The 18,838-nt window shown below is 64.2% G+C and carries 20 protein-coding genes; 13 read left to right on the plus strand and 7 right to left on the minus strand.

Annotation, left to right across the window (positions count from 1 at the left end):
- Window positions 1–44: 44 nt before the first annotated feature.
- Both L1F31_RS17830 and L1F31_RS17835 read right to left on the minus strand, forming a co-directional pair.
- Window positions 45–1,112 carry an IS110 family RNA-guided transposase gene (locus tag L1F31_RS17830; RefSeq protein WP_265418559.1) on the minus strand — a complete coding sequence of 356 codons (1,068 nt, stop codon included), beginning with the start codon at window positions 1,110–1,112 and terminating at the stop codon, window positions 45–47.
- Between the two features lie 249 nt (window positions 1,113–1,361).
- On the minus strand, window positions 1,362–2,771 hold the full coding sequence (locus L1F31_RS17835) for an MFS transporter (RefSeq protein ID WP_265418560.1): 1,410 nt from the start codon (window positions 2,769–2,771) through the stop codon (window positions 1,362–1,364).
- Between the two features lie 94 nt (window positions 2,772–2,865).
- On the opposite strand from L1F31_RS17835, the gene L1F31_RS17840 reads away from it, so the two are divergent.
- Together L1F31_RS17840 and L1F31_RS17845 are read left to right on the plus strand one after the other, a co-directional pair.
- Complete coding sequence (locus L1F31_RS17840; RefSeq protein ID WP_265418561.1) at window positions 2,866–3,435, plus strand: cysteine hydrolase family protein; 570 nt, start codon at window positions 2,866–2,868, stop codon at window positions 3,433–3,435.
- A 70-nt stretch (window positions 3,436–3,505) separates the two neighbouring features.
- Window positions 3,506–3,928: an OsmC family protein gene (locus tag L1F31_RS17845; RefSeq protein ID WP_039211873.1), complete on the plus strand. Its 423-nt coding sequence runs from the start codon at window positions 3,506–3,508 to the stop codon at window positions 3,926–3,928.
- Between the two features lie 64 nt (window positions 3,929–3,992).
- Here the strand turns inward: L1F31_RS17845 and L1F31_RS17850 are convergent, their stop codons facing one another.
- The 3 genes from L1F31_RS17850 to L1F31_RS17860 form a co-directional block, all read right to left on the minus strand.
- Window positions 3,993–4,853 (minus strand): polyphosphate kinase 2 family protein, encoded by an 861-nt coding sequence (locus L1F31_RS17850; RefSeq protein WP_265418562.1) that lies wholly within the window; start codon window positions 4,851–4,853, stop codon window positions 3,993–3,995.
- A gap of 59 nt (window positions 4,854–4,912) precedes the next feature.
- On the minus strand, window positions 4,913–5,707 hold the full coding sequence (locus L1F31_RS17855) for a hypothetical protein (protein WP_265418563.1): 795 nt from the start codon (window positions 5,705–5,707) through the stop codon (window positions 4,913–4,915).
- Between the two features lie 145 nt (window positions 5,708–5,852).
- Window positions 5,853–6,539, minus strand: coding sequence for a trimeric intracellular cation channel family protein (locus L1F31_RS17860; protein WP_265420466.1), 687 nt, complete (start codon window positions 6,537–6,539; stop codon window positions 5,853–5,855).
- A gap of 142 nt (window positions 6,540–6,681) precedes the next feature.
- On the opposite strand from L1F31_RS17860, the gene L1F31_RS17865 reads away from it, so the two are divergent.
- Entirely contained in the window at window positions 6,682–7,554 is an 873-nt protein-coding gene (locus L1F31_RS17865) for an alpha/beta fold hydrolase (protein ID WP_265418564.1), read from the plus strand.
- A 68-nt stretch (window positions 7,555–7,622) separates the two neighbouring features.
- Here the strand turns inward: L1F31_RS17865 and L1F31_RS17870 are convergent, their stop codons facing one another.
- Window positions 7,623–8,126: an OsmC family protein gene (locus tag L1F31_RS17870; protein ID WP_265418565.1), complete on the minus strand. Its 504-nt coding sequence runs from the start codon at window positions 8,124–8,126 to the stop codon at window positions 7,623–7,625.
- 108 nt (window positions 8,127–8,234) lie between these two features.
- On the opposite strand from L1F31_RS17870, the gene L1F31_RS17875 reads away from it, so the two are divergent.
- The 7 genes from L1F31_RS17875 (at window position 8,235) to L1F31_RS17905 (ending at window position 15,131) form a co-directional block, all read left to right on the plus strand.
- A complete protein-coding gene (locus tag L1F31_RS17875) occupies window positions 8,235–9,812 on the plus strand; it encodes a molybdopterin-dependent oxidoreductase (RefSeq protein WP_265418566.1) in 1,578 nt (525 codons plus the stop codon).
- A 155-nt stretch (window positions 9,813–9,967) separates the two neighbouring features.
- The gene (locus L1F31_RS17880; protein WP_265418567.1) at window positions 9,968–10,660 is read left to right on the plus strand and encodes a fasciclin domain-containing protein; all 693 of its coding nucleotides are present in this window, start codon (window positions 9,968–9,970) and stop codon (window positions 10,658–10,660) included.
- Window positions 10,661–10,888: 228 nt separating this feature from the next.
- The gene (locus L1F31_RS17885; protein WP_265418568.1) at window positions 10,889–11,464 is read left to right on the plus strand and encodes a sigma-70 family RNA polymerase sigma factor; all 576 of its coding nucleotides are present in this window, start codon (window positions 10,889–10,891) and stop codon (window positions 11,462–11,464) included.
- Window positions 11,461–12,312 carry an anti-sigma factor gene (locus L1F31_RS17890; RefSeq protein WP_265418569.1) on the plus strand — a complete coding sequence of 284 codons (852 nt, stop codon included), beginning with the start codon at window positions 11,461–11,463 and terminating at the stop codon, window positions 12,310–12,312. The genes L1F31_RS17885 and L1F31_RS17890 overlap by 4 nt, the downstream gene beginning before the upstream one ends.
- Window positions 12,313–12,355: 43 nt before the next feature.
- Window positions 12,356–12,946, plus strand: coding sequence for a class I SAM-dependent methyltransferase (locus L1F31_RS17895; protein ID WP_265418570.1), 591 nt, complete (start codon window positions 12,356–12,358; stop codon window positions 12,944–12,946).
- Between the two features lie 101 nt (window positions 12,947–13,047).
- On the plus strand, window positions 13,048–14,478 hold the full coding sequence (locus tag L1F31_RS17900; RefSeq protein ID WP_429860935.1) for a sensor histidine kinase: 1,431 nt from the start codon (window positions 13,048–13,050) through the stop codon (window positions 14,476–14,478).
- A complete protein-coding gene (locus tag L1F31_RS17905; RefSeq protein ID WP_265418572.1) occupies window positions 14,475–15,131 on the plus strand; it encodes a response regulator in 657 nt (218 codons plus the stop codon). Before L1F31_RS17900 ends, L1F31_RS17905 begins: the two co-directional genes overlap by 4 nt.
- Before the next feature lie 76 nt (window positions 15,132–15,207).
- On the opposite strand, the gene L1F31_RS17910 is transcribed toward L1F31_RS17905, so the two are convergent.
- Entirely contained in the window at window positions 15,208–15,714 is a 507-nt protein-coding gene (locus L1F31_RS17910) for a DinB family protein (protein ID WP_265418573.1), read from the minus strand.
- A gap of 178 nt (window positions 15,715–15,892) precedes the next feature.
- On the opposite strand from L1F31_RS17910, the gene L1F31_RS17915 reads away from it, so the two are divergent.
- The 3 genes from L1F31_RS17915 to L1F31_RS17925 all read left to right on the plus strand — a co-directional run bounded on the left by L1F31_RS17915 (window position 15,893) and on the right by L1F31_RS17925 (window position 18,697).
- Complete coding sequence (locus L1F31_RS17915) at window positions 15,893–16,780, plus strand: ABC transporter ATP-binding protein (protein ID WP_265418574.1); 888 nt, start codon at window positions 15,893–15,895, stop codon at window positions 16,778–16,780.
- Complete coding sequence (locus L1F31_RS17920; RefSeq protein ID WP_265418575.1) at window positions 16,777–17,919, plus strand: ABC transporter permease; 1,143 nt, start codon at window positions 16,777–16,779, stop codon at window positions 17,917–17,919. The genes L1F31_RS17915 and L1F31_RS17920 overlap by 4 nt, the downstream gene beginning before the upstream one ends.
- A gap of 121 nt (window positions 17,920–18,040) precedes the next feature.
- The gene (locus L1F31_RS17925; protein WP_265418576.1) at window positions 18,041–18,697 is read left to right on the plus strand and encodes a signal peptidase I; all 657 of its coding nucleotides are present in this window, start codon (window positions 18,041–18,043) and stop codon (window positions 18,695–18,697) included.
- Window positions 18,698–18,838 lie beyond the last annotated feature (141 nt).

Below are 18,838 nucleotides of genomic sequence, written 5' to 3' on the forward strand. Positions count from 1 at the left end.
TGGCGCCAGGTTGCTGCGCCGCCGTCAGGATCCTTCTATGTCTGTCAAGCGGCTTGACCGATCGGGTTCGTGGCCTCGAGAATCCGATACACCGAACGAGCCAAGCTACGCTTCATACACCGGATCGTCTCCTTCTTCGTCTTCCCCTCACTGAGCCGTTTAGCCATGTACGCCTGAGACCTCTTCTGGTGAGAAAGCCGCGTGATGGCCACCATGTACAACGCAGAATTCAACCGACGATCACCACTGCGGTTCAGCCGGAACCTCACCACATTCCCCGACGACGCCGGGATCGGACAGACCCCCGCCAGCTTCGCGAACGCAGCCTCCGAACGCACCCGCCCATGATGCGACCACGCCAGGTAAAACACAGCCGCGGTAATCGGCCCCATCCCCGGCTGTTCCAGCAACACGGCAGCCGGACTGTCCTTGACCAAAGCCTCGATCCGCATGGCGTAGTCCCTGATTTCCGCATCGAGTTCGACGACGCGCTTGGCTAACCGAATGGCTTCCCGACGGGCCTCGGCCAGTGCCACAGACTCGTTCCTGGCCCGCCACTTCGCAACCGTCTGGATCTTGACGACCGACAGTTTCCGACGCGCATCCATACCGAGGTCATGAGTACGCAACAGCGCGGTGAGCGCATTGATGGTCCGGGTCTTCTCCCGGGTCATGGACTCCCGAGCCTTGACCAGGATCCGCAGTCCCTGACGCGGCCCATCAGCCTGCCGGGGAAACCGCAGTCGTGACTCGTCTAGGGACAGGACCGCACCAGCGATCCTGCGGGCATCGATCCGGTCGTCCTTGCCCGTGGCATGCCGGTCGCGAGCATTCATGCTGGCGGCCTCGGCGACCAGGTACCCATTGTCGGCTACATGGTCGGCAAGGATCGCCCCGTACGTGCCGATGCCCTCGATGACCCACAGGGTGTCGAGGTCCCCGCCGGTCCGGCGACCAGCCCAGGTCAGGGCCCGTTTCAAGCCAGCTTTCGTGGTCGGGAATGAAGCAGTGTCGACGTGCTCACCAGAGCGGGTGAGGACACTGTAGACGTGGTTCTTCGCGTGGGTGTCGACGCCAACGACAAACGCGTATAAATGCGAGATGATAGTCATGACGGTTCGTGATTCTCCCGTGTCAGAGCGGATGAGGTCCGACCGTCGAACGGTCGGCTCCGGCCCGGGAGATAGTCACGTCGGAACACTACTGTGATGAGTCACGTTCGGTCAGGAACGGACAACCTTCTGATCAAGTTACCGATGTGGGCCGAGCCGGTGCCGACCGCCCACCGATCATCAGACAGATCCCGACGAGGACATCGTTCGAGTCAGTAGCAATTAGAGTCATGATGATCGATAGGACGGTCAGCTCCTACTCTGCCAGCCGATCCCAGACCAGCCACTATCAATACTCACAGTAGCAATTGGGGCATGGGGGTTGCGTCTTCCTGAGACGGCGTAGGTTCCGATGGCCACCGCGCCGATCGCCAGGACCGTGCCGCCGATGATGACGGCTCCGGGGATCGTGGCGATCGTACCGAGCACTCCCACGGTGACTCCGGAGAAGGTCTGCATGCCGGGGCCGAACGTCGCATAAGAGCCGATGACGCGACCGCGGATCTCGGGCGGAGCCTCGAGCTGGATGATCGCCATCTCGGTCGACTCGGCGGTGATCTTCGAGACTCCGGCGATGACGAGCATGATGACGGCCACCCACAGGTGGGAGGTCAGAGCGAAGAGCAGTGAGCTGACACCCATCGCCGCAGCAGCCATAGCAGCCGCAGCCGGAACGGCCTTGATCCACCCGGTCGCTTCGAGCCCGAAGCCGCCGAGCACCCCGCCGGCGCCCATGGCGAAGAGCAGCACGCCATAGGTGAAGTCGCTGTCTCCGCCGACCGGATTGAGGATGTCGCCGAACACCGGCATCGCCGTTTGCAGCACCGCCCCGATCGTCGTCGAGGCGAGCGCGGCCAACAGCAGCATGCCGACGATCGCCCGATTGTGGCGGACATCGATGAGCACCCGCAGCGACTGGATGAGGGTCGTCCGCGCAGTGCGCACTCCTCCGCTGCGCAGGTGTCCGGTGAAGGGCGTGCGGATGAGGAAGATCGTCAGCGGCAGGTAGAAGATGATGTTGATGAAGATGCCCCACGTGGCGCCGACCCCGAGCAGCAGGGCGGATCCGACGACCGGTCCGAAGAGGATGCCGAGGCTGCGGAACGTGGCATTGAGGCGGACCGCGCTCGGCAGCTCCTTGCGGTCGACGAAGTCATGGAGCATCATCTGTTCGGCCGGACCCCACAGGCATCCGGCGAGCCCGTGGATGACGAGCAGCACGCAGGCCTGCCACAGCTGCAGGGAATCGGTGAGGAAGAGGATCCCCCAGCACAGGGACACGACCATGAACATGATCTGTCCGATCTGGATGAGGCGGCGGCAGTCGAAGCGTTCGGCCAGTGATCCGGCATAGACGGACAGAAGCAGGAACGGCAGCCAGTGGCTGATGAGCTGGAACCCGACGAGCGCCGGGGATTCGAACTTCTGCCACAGCACCCAGTAGGTGATGACGTGTTCGATGTTGTCGCCCATCATCGCCGTACCCGACCCGACTAAGTAGGGCGCAGTCTTCCAACTGCGCAGCACGCTGAAACGGCGCGGACCGGCCGCCTGGCCAGCAACGACATGGCCACCGCCCACTTTGCCGGCACCCGCCTGGCCGGCGCCTACTTTGCCGGCGCCCGCCTCGTCGCCGGGGTTCTGGGAGGTATCGCTCACTCCCCCATTCTCACACCCGCGGAACCGACCGGCGCCGACCTCTTGTCGGCTGGGATCGAGGCGAGGACAATGAACCTTGATCAAGGAGGATCATATGTCCACAGCTCAGCCGCCGACGTCCGCCCGCCCGAACTCCGCCCTCGTCGTCATCGACATTCAGAACGGGGTGATGCAAGCCAGTTGGAATTCAGATTCGGTCATCTCCACGATCTCCGATCTCGTCGACCGTGCCCGGAAGACCGGCACCGAAGTGGTCTGGGTCCGGCACAGCTCCGGTCAGCTGCCGATCGACTCCCCGCAATGGCAGATCGTCGACTCGCTCGCGCCCGCCGACGGCGAATCCATCATCGAGAAGACCCACGGCAACACCTTCGAGGACACGGACTTCGAGGAGGTGCTCGCCGGAAAGGACGTCGGCCACCTCGTCGTCACCGGTGCCCAATCGGATGCCTGTGTGCGCTCGACGATCCACGGCGGCTTCGCCCGCGGCTACGACGTCACCCTCGTCACCGACGCCCACACCACCGAGGATCTCACCGAATGGGGCGCTCCCCCACCGGAGCAGGTCGTCTCCCACACGAACCTGTACTGGCAGTTCGAATCCGGTCCCGGCCGGCAGGCTCGCGTTCAGGAATCGAGCGAGGTCGACTTCACCAAACCTTGATCGTTCGCGTTCCCAACCCCAAACCCTGACCACCCCCGCTCCCAACCCCGGAGTCTGCCATCATTAGGGTATGAGTGAAGACATCCGCAGCATCGAACTGACCCGCATCGCCGAGAACCACTACCGCGCCACCGCCCCGAGCGGAGCAAGCATCGAATTCGGCCGCGGCGAAGGCCTCATGACCCCCGTCGAACTGCTCCTGGCCGCCGTGGCCGGCTGCTCGTCGATCGACGTCGACACTGTGACCAGCCGTCACACCGAACCCACGAAGTTCGACGTCTCCGCGACCGCAGACAAGATCGACGAGGACGGAGCCTCCCGTGTGGACAACGTCCACCTCGATTTCGACCTGGCGTTCCCCGACGACGAGGAGGGCCGGAAGGCCGATGCCCGCGTCGAACGCCTTGTCGGGCTCTCCCACGACAAGTACTGCACGGTCTCCCGCACCGTCGAACACCCCACGAAGGTCGACTTCAGCATCCGTCGCGACTGACGTCGCGATTCGTCGCGGCAGATCCTTCGCCGAGGCGGACCGCCGTTCCGTACGGACGTGACCCTCAGCTTTCGGCGAGCCGCTTCTTCTCGACCTCGACATCGAAATCGGCGGCCGGCCACTGCGGGTCGATGTCCTTGAGGACGTCGAGCAGCAGCCGCTGCACAGCCAAGCGGGCGTACCATTTCCGGTTCGCTGGCACGACGAACCACGGCGCCGCCTCGGTGGAGGTGCGGTCGAAGACGACCTGGTAGGCATCCATGTAATCCGGCCACAGGAGTCGTTCGTCGACGTCACCCGGGTTGTACTTCCAGTACTTGTCCGGCCGGTCGAGACGTTCGGCCAGACGCTCCTTCTGCTCGTCCGGAGAGATGTGGAGCATGACCTTGACGATCCGCACCCCCGCCGCAACCAGTTCGGCTTCGAAGTCGTTGATGGCGGTATAGCGGCGCTCGATCTCGGCGGCGTCGGCGAGTTCACGGACGCGGCCGATGAGCACATCCTCGTAGTGGGAGCGGTCGAAGACTCCGATCATTCCGGGACCGGGCACGCGCGGACGGATGCGCCAAAGGAAGTCATGGGCCAGTTCCTCCTCAGTCGGTTTCTTGAAGGCGGCGAGCTCGACACCCTGCGGATCGACTGCTCCGACGACGTGTCGGACGATTCCGCCCTTGCCCGCGGTGTCCATGCCTTGCAGGACGAGGAGGACAGCGGGGCCGGAGTCCTCGTCATGGTGAGCAGCGAAGAGGCGCTCCTGCAGGTCGCCCAGTTCAGCGGACAGCGTCTCGAGATCCTTCTTCCCGCTCTTCTTGTCCCCGTCGTAGCCGGGAGTGGATTCGGGATCGACCTCGCCGAGGCGGAATCCCTCCCCGGCACGGAGAAGTGGGGTGGGGTCAGTCGTCCAGTTGCTCGTCGGCTCACTCATGCGTTCATCTTTCCAGGTGGGAAGGGCCGCGTCCATGCCGATGAGTCACAGGTGAACGCTCACCGCCTCGGGTCCTGCGGCGGATGCTGCGGCGGCTGAGGCCCATCGATGCCCGGCAGCGGGTTCTCGTTCGTCAATCCGCGCCGACGCCTGTCCGCAAGGTACTTCTGGTAGGCCGCTTCGCGTTCGGCCGCGGTCATCTGCGGATTCGGTTTGTCGATGACATTGCGCAGCATCGCAAGCACCGTCAGCACCGCCAGCCCGGACAGCGCAACAGCCACCCAGATCATCGTGGCAAGCAGGCTCGGCGGATTCTCGAAGACCCTCACGCCAGCGAAGCAGATGAGGAAGACGAATCCGAGATACGGCAGCAGCAGCCACAGAGCCACCTTGTAGCCGCCGATCATCATCGGCATCATTACACACATACTCCACGCCATGCCGCCGATGAAGAAGAGCAGGACGAGGAAGAAGCTCGCCGGATCGCTGTTGAGATCCGCCGCAACCGTCCCGGGAACAGCCCGCTCGCCGAGGAAGAACGGCCAGACCAGCGCCACCAGAGTGACGATCACTGCAGAGGCGACCACGCCGAGGAATGTCAACGGAATGAGACCCTCACGGCGGAAACCGTCGTCCGGACGCTTGTGTTCCATGAACAGGAAGGGAAAGAGAATGGTCATAACGCCGGCACAGATTCCCGCCCAGACGCCGTCCGCCTCAACGACCTCGAAGTTCTGCTGCAGCATCAGCCCCGTCGACGCGAACCAGATGAGGAAGGTGAAGAAGAGCGCACCGAAGAGCGCGATGCCCAAGACGCGCAGGAAGTCACGAGGCCACGTCGGAACCGGCTTCATCTCGTGCAGCGGAAGCGGTCCAGGCGGGGGTGGTCCAACCGGTGTCTCACTCATAACGTCATCGTCGCACACGGCACGAGGGTCGACGCCCGCGTCGATGTGTCAGCCTCGACACCGCGGACCTCGCCGAATCGAGCCACCACCCTCAGTCCGGTTTCCGGAACACCGACGGCAGCTTCTTCTTAACCCGACGTCCGGTGTCCCGGTACGACCATTGCCGCATCGGCTGCGGCACCCGCCACTGCAGCTTCCAGGCGAGCATGCGGAAGCCGAAGGCGGCGGCCGCGATGATGAGTGAGGCGATGGCACCCAACAGTCCGGTCACCTCGGCGATGATCGTCAGCACCGAACCGAACAGGGCGGGGATGAGGTAGAGGTCGGTGCCGCGGAAGATCGCCGGGTCCTCACTGGCCACGGCATCGCGCATGAGTCCGCCGCCGCACGCGGTCAGCGCACCCATGAGCAGCGCCGCCGGATAGTTCGTCCCGGCGGCGAGCGCGATCGTCGTGCCGGTGACGCTGAAGAGGCCGAGGCCCATCGCGTCGAAGGCGACGATCCAGATCCGTGCCCGGGAGATGTGGGAGCCGATGATGTAGATGAGCAGGGTCGCAATCACCGGCGGGGCGAGGTAGATCGGTTGGCCGATGGCGTTGGGCACCCGGTCGAGGAGCACATCGCGGATCATGCCTCCGCCGATGCCCGTCATCGTGCCCAGCACCAACCCGCCGGTGATGTCGAAATTGCGTCGCGCGGCCAGCAGCACTCCGGAGACCGCGAAGACGAAGGTGCCGGTGAGGTCGAGGGCGAGGAACAGGAACTCCTGCAAGTTCATCTCCACCTCGGCTCCTCTCGTCGCTCCGTGCCCGCCCCGGTGCCGAGCGTCCTACCAGCCACTGTAATCCTCTTCGACATCCCGTGAGCCATTTGTCTGGTGTTCCGTTCCCCATCGCCGAGGCGGCCGCTAGGCTGAGGAGATGACGCAGCCGACGCTCATCCTCGTCCACGGCGCTTTCGCCACTTCCTTCTCTTTCGCCCCGCTGCAGGCCGAACTCGCCTTCCACGCAGTTCGCTCGGCTGCGGTTGACCTGCCGGGTCACGGTTTCGCCGCCACCTTCCCGCTCGGGTATCAGGCGCCTCAGGACCTTGCCCAGTTCACCTCGGAGCCGGGATCGATCAGGGGTGTGACCGTCGACGACAATGTCCGGGCTCTCACCGAGGCGGCCGCCCGTGCCAAGGAGCACGGACCGGTGGTCATCGTCGCCCACAGCCGCGGCGGGGCCACATTGACCGCCTTGGCGAATGCGCATCCGGAGCTCATCGACCACATGGTCTATGTCTCCGCATGGGCACCGGTGGACCTCCCGGCCGCCGAATACAATGCCGAACCCGAAATGAAGACCGTCGACAATGCGGCTCTCGCCCGGGCCCTGGCCGGTGATCCCGGGCAGCTGGGACTGCTGCGCTGCAATTTCCGCCAGGCCGACCTTGAGGTCCTCGACGGCCTGAAAGCACTCTTCTGCGCCGACGTCAGCGATGACGAATTCCGCATCTTCCTGAACTCACTGCAGCCGGATGAGAACCTCGACGCGGGAGGGCCCGAACACCGGGCGCAGGCGGGCACGTGGGGGACGATTCCGCGTACGTTCGTCCGCCTCGGCGAGGATCGGAGCGTGCCGACCGCGATGCAGGATCGCCTCATCCGCGAAGGTGATGCGCTCACCCCGGACAATCCCTACCGGGTGCGCACGCTCGCGTCGTCCCACGTGGGATGGCTGATCCACCCCGCCGAGGCGGCCGTGCAGTTGGCGCAGATCGCCGCCGACGTTGCCGCGGAGTCCGACAGGTAAAGCGCGAGTGCGAACTGAAGAGGCCCCGACCGTGACAGTCGGGGCCTCTCGTTCTCTGCTCAGCCGATTCAGCTGAGCTGGAAGTTGTCCGGGTTCTTGTAGGGTTCGATCTCGACGACCGGATTGCCCTTGCCCATGAGCAGTTTGGAGATGGGGCAGCGAGCGTGGGCGCGGGCAGCGTACTTCTCGGCGTCGGTGTCCGAGACCCCTTCGATGGAGATGAACGCCTTCGGAGCGAAGTAGAAGCCGTTGCCGGAGGGTTCGTTGTGCAGCTCGACTTCGACGCGCACGCGTGAGAGCGCCTCGATCTCATTGACCGCGAGGACGACCTTGAGCGTCTCGCCGAGGCAGGTCGACCAGGCCATGGCGAGGAACTGTTCCGGGTTGTTGCCCTCTACGACCCGTGAGGTCGGGGCGGTGGACAGGGTCTGGCCGTCTTCGACGCGCACCTCGCCCGAGGTGCCGCCGAGGTTCTCGACCTTTGCGGTGTAGATCGGCGCACTCGGGCTCTTCGGCTCATCCGCATCTCCGGTCGGAGCCTGCGGCTGGGCGTATCCGGGTTTCTCAGTCATTGCACCATGCTACGACAGGCACGCAACAAGGTCACCGGCGTTTCAGTGAATGGTCAGTAACAAAACCCGCAGACCCATCCGCCGTCCCGGCGGCTCCGAATGATCACTATGAATCGGACAACCCGTGCAACCCACCGTTTCCGCGGCGTCGTGGCAGGCATCGTCGCCACAGTCATGATGTTCGGTCTCGCAGACCTCATCGCGCGTGCCTTCACCCCGAGCGCCGCACCCCTGCTCACCCTCGGTCAGGCGATCATCCCACTGGCTCCCCCGGCGGCGATCAAACCCGTCATCGCCCTGTTCGGCGACAACGACAAACTCGTCCTCGTCCTCTCCACCGGCCTCGGTGCGATCATCCTCGCCGGTCTCATCGGAGCACTGGCGGTTTCCCGCCGGCGTCTGGCCACGACACTGCTGGTCGTCGCCGGGCTCGTCCCAGTCATCGTCATCATCATCCGCCCCGAAGCGGGTGCCATCGACGTCATTCCTACGCTCATCGGCATTGCGGCGGGTGTCGCGGTCTTCCTACTTCTGCTGCGCTTCGGGGTACCGGCAACCCACGCCGAGGCGACCGACAGTCCCGATGTCGCGCGCGGTTCGCGAACCTCGGAATCTTTGAGCCGCCGCCGTTTCTTCGGCCTCGCCGGTGCCATCGGCGCCATCGGGGCCGTCACCATCGCCGCCGGCCAGACCCTCGTCTCTCTTACACAGGAAGCCGGAGCAGCGGTGGCCAAACTGGTTCTGCCCACCCCTGCGAAGAAGGCGGCCGCGATTCCCGCCGCCGCGAGCACCGACCTCGACGGCACGGTCCCCTTCGTCACCGAAGCGAAGGACTTCTACCGCATCGACACGGTGCTCTCACCACCGGTCATCGACCCGGAACAGTGGTCCCTGCGCATCCACGGCATGGTCGAAGAGGAGGTGACCCTGACGATGGACGACGTCCTCGACCTGCCGCAGGAAGAACACCACATCACGCTCACCTGCGTGTCCAATCCCGTCGGCGGGGACCTCGTCGGAAACGCGACCTGGCTCGGATATCCCGTGCGTGATCTCCTCGCCCGAGCACGCCCGAACTCGCAAGCCGATATGGTCCTCTCCCACTCCTTCGATGGATTCACCGCCTCGACCCCGATCGGTGCACTGACCGATGACCGCGCCGCCCTCCTGGCGGTGGGAATGAACGGCGAACCGCTCACCCCGATCCACGGCTTCCCCGCCCGCCTCGTCGTTCCCGGGCTCTACGGCTTCGTTTCCGCGACGAAATGGGTGACCGAACTCGAGGTCACCCGCTTCGATGAGAAGACCGCCTACTGGACCGACCGCGGGTGGGATGCCAAGGCCCCCATCCTCGTCGCTTCGCGCATCGAGGTCCCCAAGCCGCTGGCCAAGGTCCCTGCTGGGGACATCCGAGTCGGCGGCACCGCCTGGGCGCAGCGTGCAGGGATCGACCGCGTCGAGGTCAAGCTCGACGACGGCGAATGGACGCAGGCGGATCTGGCCGAGGAGGTCACGATCGACACCTGGCGACAGTGGCGGACCGAATTCGCCGAGGTGGCCGCGGGGTCACATACCCTCACCGTGCGTGCCACGGACAAGGACGGCACAGTGCAGACAGCGAAACGTCGGGATTCGATCCCGAACTCGGCCACCGGGCACCACCACATCCAATTCCGCGTCGAATGAGCCCGCAGCCGCCTCGGCGAAGAGATTCTCAAGATTTCTTCCCCATCCACCCATCCGAACCGAGCACCGCACCGAATACCCAGTACACAGCGAGCAATGGAGATCACTTCACAGCTGTGCGCGAATACGCATCACTGTTGATTAGGAGAAGAACAATGAAGACACTGCTTCGCACACGCACCGCCACCATCCTCTCGGCCGGCGCCATCGGCCTCCTGGCACTGAGCGGCTGCGGAATGGATTCCGGTTCCGGCGGGGAGGAGTCCGGTTCGGAATCGGGCAGCTCCGAATCCCAGCCCGCTGACTCGGGCGAGTCCGAGATGCCCGACGAGTCCGGCGACTCCTCCATGGCCGATTCCGACCTCGTCGGCAAGGGCTGCTCGACCTACGCCGAGGAGAACCCGGACGGAGCCGGCTCTGTCGAGGGAATGGGCCAGGACCCGGTGGCCACTGCCGCCTCGAACAACCCGATGCTCACGACCCTGACCAAGGCTGTCTCGGGCAAGCTCAACCCCGATGTCGACCTCGTCGACACCCTCAACAGCGACGAGTTCACGGTCATCGCCCCGGTCGACGACGCCTTCGCCGATGTGCCCAAGGACGACCTCGACGCCCTGGCCAAGGACTCGGACCAGCTGACGAAGGTCCTGACCTACCACGTCATCCCCGGACAGCTCTCCCCCGATGAGATCGCCGGTGAACACGAGACCGTCGAAGGTTCGAAGGTGAAGATCTCCGGTGAGGGCGAGGACATGAAGTTCGACGATGCCGGACTGGTCTGCGGCGGAGTCAAGACCGCCAACGCCACGGTCTACATGGTCGACGCCGTGATGATGCCCAAGAAGTGACCGGAGAGTCCACAGCGAGAGAACACCACGATGCAGTGGCCGGGAACCGATCAGCAGCAACAGGATCGGCTCCCGGCCGCTTTCGGTTCCTCGCCGGTTCGTGCGGCTTCAGGCGAACGTCGATTGACCGTCTCTGCTGCACACGCTCTCACCACTGCACCCACCCCGCTCGACTCGCTCACCTGGGAAAGGTGTGATCGGTTTCTGCATGCATGGCATGATTGGGCAATGAGTTCTGATCACCAGCCGGCGGATTCCGCCGATCCCGGCGGTGCCCTGCTGATCCGCATCGCCGAGGGTGACCGGTCCGCATTCGAAGAACTGTTCATCACTCACTCCCGCATCCTCATGGCCGTCATCCTGCGAATCGTCAAGAGCCGAACACTGGCCGAGGAGGTCCTCCAGGACTGCTTCACCGAGGTGTGGACCCGGTGTTCGGGCTTCGACCCGGGGCGCGGCAGCGGACGGGCATGGCTGATCACCCTGTGCCGCAGGCGAGCCATCGACTGTGTGCGCAGCGTCCAAGCTCAACAAGACAGAGACTATGCGGACGGGCTCCGCACCACCGCCGAAGCAGGCGACCAGGTGGAGCAGACCGTCATCGCCCGTGCAGAGTCGGACCGGACCGTCTCGGCTCTGCGGATCCTCCCGGATGAGCAGGCCGAACCGATCGTCATGGCCTTCTACCAAGGCATGACCCACACCCAGATCTCTGAGAATCTCCAGGTGCCCCTGGGTACCATCAAGTCACGGATCAGGGACGGAATGAAGAAGCTGCGAGAAGAGTTGGAGGCAAGCCGATGAGCGCAGATCGTGACTATCTGGCTGCCGGGCTGGCCCTCGGCGGGCTCAGCGACTCAGAACTCACCGAGGCTCAGGCGCTGGCCGATGCCGACGCCGACTTCCGCGCCGAAGTCGCCGCCTATGCCGACGTGATGGCCGACGCGGCCGAATCCGATGAACCGGTCGAGGTCAGCTCGGCGACTCAAGAGGCGATTCTGTCGATCCCCGAGAGCCGTGCACAGGAACCGGCTCCGGAGACCTCACCCGTTGTCGAGGCTGAGACTTCGTCGGTCGCTGCGGATGCCGCCACCGATGAGCCGGCCGCTCCGGCGTCGCTCAGCGAACGTCGGGAGGCACGCCTATCCGATGCCCGCAATGAGGGCCGAGGTGAGCGGCAATCCGGCCGCGGTTCCTGGCTGCCCTGGGCGGCAGCTGCGGCCGCGATCGTTGTCGCCGCCGGTCTCGGCGGGACCCTCTGGCAGCAGCAACAGCGGCAGAACGCTCTGGAAGAGGAGCTGGCCGCGACTCAGCAGCAGTTGGATGATTCTGCCCGTCTCATGGAGGCCAGTGATCTGCGTACGCACACCGAGAAGCTGCCCGAGGGCGGCTCTGTCACTGTTCTCTCTTCCGAGAGCGAGCAGCTCATCCGCCTCAGCCCCAAAGACATCGGACAGCCACCGGCCGGAAAGTCGATGCAGATGTGGGTCATCGGTGCCGACGGCCCGGAAAACGCCGGCCTGATGGCGGATGAGCCGGTGACCATCACCGGCGAAAAGTTCACCGACGGCAGCGTCTTCGGTATCACCGTCGAACCCGAGGGCGGTTCGAAGCAGCCGACCACGGATCCGATCGTCGCCATCGACCTGTAGGGCCGCGAGGAGTAGGCTTCGTCGCACCGGCGAAGGAGCTGACATGTCCGATTTCGAGTGGGACCCGGAGACCTACCTGGCGCTCATGGCCGAGGAGATCCCCGATTACCCGCGCCTGCAGACCGAGGTGGCAGCTGCGGCGGCCACCGGGGCACCGAGGTCAATCCTCGATCTGGGCGTCGGCAGCGGACTGACAGCACAGCGCGTCCTCGAGGCACTCCCGGAGGCCGAGCTGCTCGGCATCGACGCGAGTTCCGAGATGCTCTCCGCTGCCGAGTCGACCCTTGACCCGGAACGCACCCGGTTGCAGCTGGGCCGCCTCGAAGAATCATTGCCGAAGGGGCCGTTCGACCTGGTCATGTCGACGCTCTCCGTCCATCATCTCGACGGCCCCGGCAAGGCCGACCTCTTCGTCCGCATCGCGTCGGTGCTCGAGCCCGGCGGGAGGTTCGTCCTCGGTGATCTCGTCGTACCCGCCGACCCAGCGGACGTCGTCACCCCGATCGACTGGATCGACGACACCCCCAGTTCGCTCGATGAGCAGCTGACCTGGCTCGCCGAGGCAGGACTGACCACCCACGTGCACTGGCAGCACCGGGATCTGGCCGTCGTCGTCGCCGAGAAGCAGCGCTGATATCGTCGGCTCCCCTCCTCCACCAGCGGTGGGAGGACTGCATCGCGAATTCCCCACTGCGGCGGATACCGGCCGGGCACGGCACTGTCTAAGCTGGAAGGATGACGGAGGATCAGGCACCTGTGCGAACCACCAAGAGCGATGTCTACATCGTCATTGGCCTGGCCGTGTCGTCAATGCTCTTCGCAGTGCTCTACAGCGCCTCCAGCATTCAGGTTCTGAAGGCACCTCTGTGGGCTTGCTGCCTCGCATCCGTCCTCCTCACCGCACCCTTGTTGTATCGGCGCCGGTTTCCGACTCAGAGCGCATTTGCAATCTGCCTCGTCTACTCGGTAGCACTAGTCAACAGCGCCATGGAAATCGGCGTCTCCCAGATCGTCCTGTTCATGGGAATCTATTCGATCGGACAGTGGCAGCGCAGCCGCAAGGTCGCCTTCTGGTCGCGCTTGCTGCTGTGCATCGGCATGGCGATCCTCTTCACGGTGTCGCTGACCGTCCAGTATCGGGCTCTCGGCGACTTCACCCTTCTGCAGTTCGCTGCGTCCGGTGGAGTGTCTTTCTTGACGAACGTCGCGTTCTTCGGTGGAGCATGGCTCTTCGGCAACCGCGCATGGAAGCAACGGAAACTCATGGCCGAGCTTCGCGCGGCCAACGAAGAGGTCCGTGAACAGGAGCAGCAGCTGACTCGGCAGGCTCTCGACCTCGAACGCGTCCGCATCGCGCGGGAACTCCACGATGGAGTCGCCCACCATATCGCCGGGGTCGGAATCCACGCCGCTGCCGCACGTCGCAGCATTGAGAAGAACCCCGCCAAGGCCAAGGAATCGCTCCAGGTCATCGAATCCTCGACCCGCGAGACCGTCGACGAACTCCGCGCCCTCGTCTACACACTGCGTGACACGGACTCGTCGACCGACGACACCGCCACCAAGGACAATGCGTCTGCTCAGGAAGGACAGGCAGCGGACCACCCGGCCGGAGATGCGACGGCGGCGTCGACGAAAGGCAACCCCAGCCTCGGCGATCTTCCGGAACTCATCGAATCGGCCCGACGATTCGACCAAACTGTCGAGTACGCGACGATCGGGGAACCTCGCCCCCTCACTCCGATCACCGAGATGTCGATCTATCGCGTCATTCAGGAATCTCTGACCAATTGTTCTCGTTACGCGGGCGCCGGCGCCGAGGTGGAAGTACGGCTGCGCTACGGCAGCAGTGATCTCGAGGTCGAAGTCAGTGATTCTCACCCGGCAGGCGGTGCGGCCACGTCTGTTTCCGCTGGTGCCCGGCCCGAAGCCGAGGGACGAACTCAGAGCGAAGGACTGGGATTGGGCATCGTCGGTATGCGGGAGAGGATGAGCGCCCTCGGCGGCAGCCTCGAAGCGGGCCCGAAGTCACGCGGCGGTTGGCTCGTCCGTGCTCGCATCCCCTATCCACGCAGCACTGTCTGCCCGGACGACCCAGCTTCTTCTGGAACTGCAGACCCAGTCACCCACAATCGCCCCGACACCTCTGCGAAGGCATCCATATGATCCGAGTCCTTCTCGTCGACGACCAGTCCATGGTCCGCACCGGCTTCCGCACGATCCTCGAAAGCGAGGACGGGATCGCCGTTGTCGGCGAGGCCGAGAACGGGCAGATCGCCATCGACAGGGCACTTGAGCTGTCACCCGATGTCATCTGCATGGATGTGCAGATGCCGGTTATGGATGGGCTCGAGGCGACAGAGGAGATCGTCCGCCGCGGCGCTGCCGGAGCGGTCCTTATGCTCACGACCTTCAACCGCGACGACTTCCTGTTTCGTGCACTCGATGCCGGCGCAAGTGGTTTTCTGCTCAAAACCGCCGAGGCCGAGCAGCTCATCGACGCAGTGACCGCCTTGGCCGCCGGAGACGGCCTGCTCTCCCCCGAGGTCACTCGCCGTGTCATCGAACGATCCGTGTCCACCCCGGAACCTGCGACGCCGACAGCTCCTGAGCTCGACCACCTCACCGACCGCGAGCTCGAGGTTCTGCAATTGGTGGCGACCGGGGCCAGCAATTCCGAGATCGCCAACAACCTCTTCGTCGGTGAGGCGACCGTGAAGACCCACGTGTCGAACCTGCTGTCGAAACTCGGCATCCGCGATCGCATCCACGCAGTGATCTGGGCGTACGAGAACGGCGTGGCGAAGGTCGGGGGCTAGACAGGTCGCCACTGCCGTTGGCGCCGTCGCTACTCCCTCTCGCTGCCACCCTATGCCGCCGCCGCGCGGCGAGCAGTCAGTCGCCAACGGTGTGGTCGATCATCTCGCGCACGATGTCCGCGTGTCCCGCGTGCCGGCTGGTCTCCAGGATCACGTGCAGGTACACCCACCGCAACGTCAGCTCCGAGCCCTGCGGAGAGTAGTCGAGGCTATGCTGGGCGGCGATCTCTCGGGAGCGGTCGCACTCCGCCTGGTAGGCACCGATGACATCGTCCAGCTTCTCGTCCGGCTCCAACCGCAGGTCGGCCTCAGGGTCTGCGTCGGTCCACGGCGGTGTCGGCAGTTCCGCTACGGGGATCTGCCCGATCTGCTGGGCGAACCCGCCAATTTCCACCCACCGAAGGTGTTTGATCAGGCCGCCGAGGTTGGTGCCGGTCGGAACCGGGCTGCGCCGGGCATCCTCTTCCGAGACGCCGCTGACTTTGCGCACGACGGCGTCGCGCAGATAGTCCAGGAACGTCTCAAGCTGCTCGCGTTCACTGGCGGCGACTACGCTGCCGAGGATCTCACTCGGTCTCGTCATGGGCTGAATGATACTCGCGTACCGAACCACGCAACAGGGGATATTCGGACTCTTCGCAGGCACCTTCCGACCCCATTTGCACCCTCGATTGCGAAGAGCCGCGATCCCCCTCACGCAGGGTACCGAATTCACCCTCAAGACTGATCCGCTCGCACCGCGCCTCACATAGCGTTGAAGCATGATCACCTTGGAGAACATCAACCGCAGCTTCGGCGACAAGCAGGTGCTGCACGACCTCAGCTTCGACATCAGCGACGGCCGGATGACCGGCTTCGTCGGCTCGAACGGCTCGGGCAAGACCACGACCATGCGGATCCTCCTCGGCGTTCTCGCCGCGGACTCCGGCCGCATCCTCGTCGACGGTGATCCGATCACGGCACATCACCGCAGTGCGATCGGCTACATGCCCGAGGAGCGAGGTCTCTACCCGAAGATGCCGATCATCGATCAGCTCGTCTACCTCGCCCGCTTCCACGGCCTCACCCGCCAAGCGGCGATGAAGCGCGGCCTCGACCTTCTCGAGCAGCTCGACCTCAAGGGCGAACCCACCGATACTCTCGAATCGGTCAGCCTCGGCAATCAGCAGAAGGTCCAGATCGCTGCGGCGCTCATCCACGACCCGCAAGCCCTCGTCCTCGACGAACCGTTCTCCGGCCTCGATCCTGCTGCCGTCGAACGCACCCTCGGCGTCCTCACCGCCTTCGCCTCCTCCGGCGCCCCAGTGCTCTTCTCCAGCCACCAGCTCGACCTCGTCGAACGCCTCGTCGACGATCTCGTCATCATCAACGACGGCCGCCTCGTCGCAGCAGGCACCACCGCGGAACTGCGCCGGCAGCGCAGTCTGCCCGAGTGGACGCTGCAGACGGATGCGGACCTCGGCTGGGTGCGTGGTCTGCCCGATATCTCCGTCGTCGAGCTCGACGGCAATTGGGTCCGGTTCACGGCCCCGAATGCCGATGCCGCCGAGGCGGTCCTGCGCAAAGCGCTCACCGTCTCCTCGGTGTCGTCCTTCGCTCCGCACGACGTTGCCCTCAACCGTCTCTTCCAGGAGGTCACGCAGGCATGAGCACCACCGAAACGACCACCGCCGCCGACGGCACTCAAGCAGCCCGCGCCGGCAGCAGCCGAGCCGGATTCACCACCGCGATCGGACTCGTCATCGAACGCGAGATCATGGTCAGGCTGAAGTCGAAAGCTTTCATGGTCTCGACGATCCTGAGCATCGTCCTCTTCGGCGTACTCGTCGGGGTCTCCGGAGCGCTGCCCTCACTGTTCTCCTCCACGGACAAGGTGGCGGTCACCTCGGCGGGGGCGAAAGCCGTCGAGGGGATCGACGATATCGAGACCGTCGAAGTGGATGACGTCGACGAGGCAAAAGCCCTGATCAACTCCGAGGAGGTCGAATCCGCCGTCGTCGAATCGGAGGATTCGCCGACCGGGGTGGCGGTGCTGTCCCTGCGTTCGGCACCGGAATCGCTCATCGGCGCACTCAGTCTCACTCCTGAGGTCGAACTCCTCGATCCCGATGCCCCGGACCCGGCGCTCACGTACTTCATCGGGCTCGGCCTCGGTCTGGTGTTCTTCATGGCGGCGATGACGTTCGGGAACACGATCGCCTCGTCCGTGGTGGAGGAGAAGCAGTCGCGGATCGTGGAGATCCTGCTCGCGTCCACCTCGGCACGGGTGCTCATGTTCGGCAAGGTCATCGCGTGTACGATCCTCGCCTTCGCGCAGATCGGGCTCACCGCGGTCGCGGTCCTCGCGGGTGCCGCCATCAGCGGAAACGACATGGTGTTGGACAAGGTCGCCGAACCGATCGCCTGGTTCGTCCCGCTCTTCATCGTCGGCTTCGTCATGGTCGCCGCCCTCTATGCGGCCGCCGCCTCTATGGTCTCGCGCACCGAGGACCTTCCCTCGACCAGCACGCCGATCATGATGCTCATCTTCCTGCCCTATATGGGTGTCATCATCTTCTCCTCGAACGAAACGGTCATGGCGGTGCTGTCCTACATTCCGTTCTCGGCAGCGGTGGCAGTGCCGATGCGCGTCTTTCTCGGCACGATCGAATGGTGGGAACCGCTGGTGTCCCTGCTCATCCTCATCGTCACCACGTTGCTCGCGCTGCTGCTGGCCACGAGGATCTTCGAGCGCTCGATCCTGAAGTCGGGTCCGAAGCTGTCGTGGGGGCAGGCGCTGAGGCGGTGACAGAGCGAGCATGCCTGAGATGTCGAAAGTTATCAGCTGAGCTCAAACATGTCCTCGACGGCGAATTTCAGTATCACCGATCCTGACAACATCGGCTGTCACAAAATGGCAGACTGGAAGCATGTCCGAGAATTCTTCTGAAGACACCCGGTCGCCGGAGGTCGATCCGCCGCCGGTCAGCCGTCGGCAGCGCCGTGAAGAAGAATCCACGAATTCCCGCTCCCCTTGGATGCGCCGTTTGAGCATCGCCCTGCAGGTGATCGCCTGGACACTGGCAGGCATCTTCGCGCTCATCATCGTGCTCACGGTTGTGGTGCCGAGAGTCATCGGAGCAGAGCCGTTTACGGTGATCTCCGGATCGATGGAGCCGACCATTCCGACCGGCTCGATCGTCGTGTCCAAACATGTCGAAGCCGGCGAGGTCACATTCGGCGATGTCGTGACCTATCAGCTGAAGTCCGGAGAGCCTCTGACGGTGACGCACCGCGTCGTGGCGGTGGATGTCGTCGAGGGCAAGACTCGCTATCGGACCCAGGGAGATGCGAACAACGCCGAGGATCCCCTCCCTGTCCGCCCCGAACAGATCCGAGGAGTCGTCACTTACCACATTCCGTACGTCGGATACCTCGGCCAGTTAGTGCCGATGGGCAACCGACAAACCATCGCCACGATCGTCGGTGTCTGCCTCATCGGCTACGCAGTCATCATGTTGATCCGCAGCTTCATCGAGCATCGGAGGAAGAAGCAACTACCATCCGAAGCAAATATCAAACAATGATGCCTGCGGTCAAGATCACTTCTCTTTTGCACAATTTACGTTGCCTGTTGTAAGTTTATCAATTACCATAATTCACGGATGCTGATTACCTGCATCATGACGCAATTGAAGTCCAGTATGTGACTATTTGATGGCTTCACG

It is taken from the genome of Brevibacterium spongiae, assembly GCF_026168515.1.
Taxonomy (GTDB): Bacteria; Actinomycetota; Actinomycetes; order Actinomycetales; family Brevibacteriaceae; genus Brevibacterium; species Brevibacterium spongiae.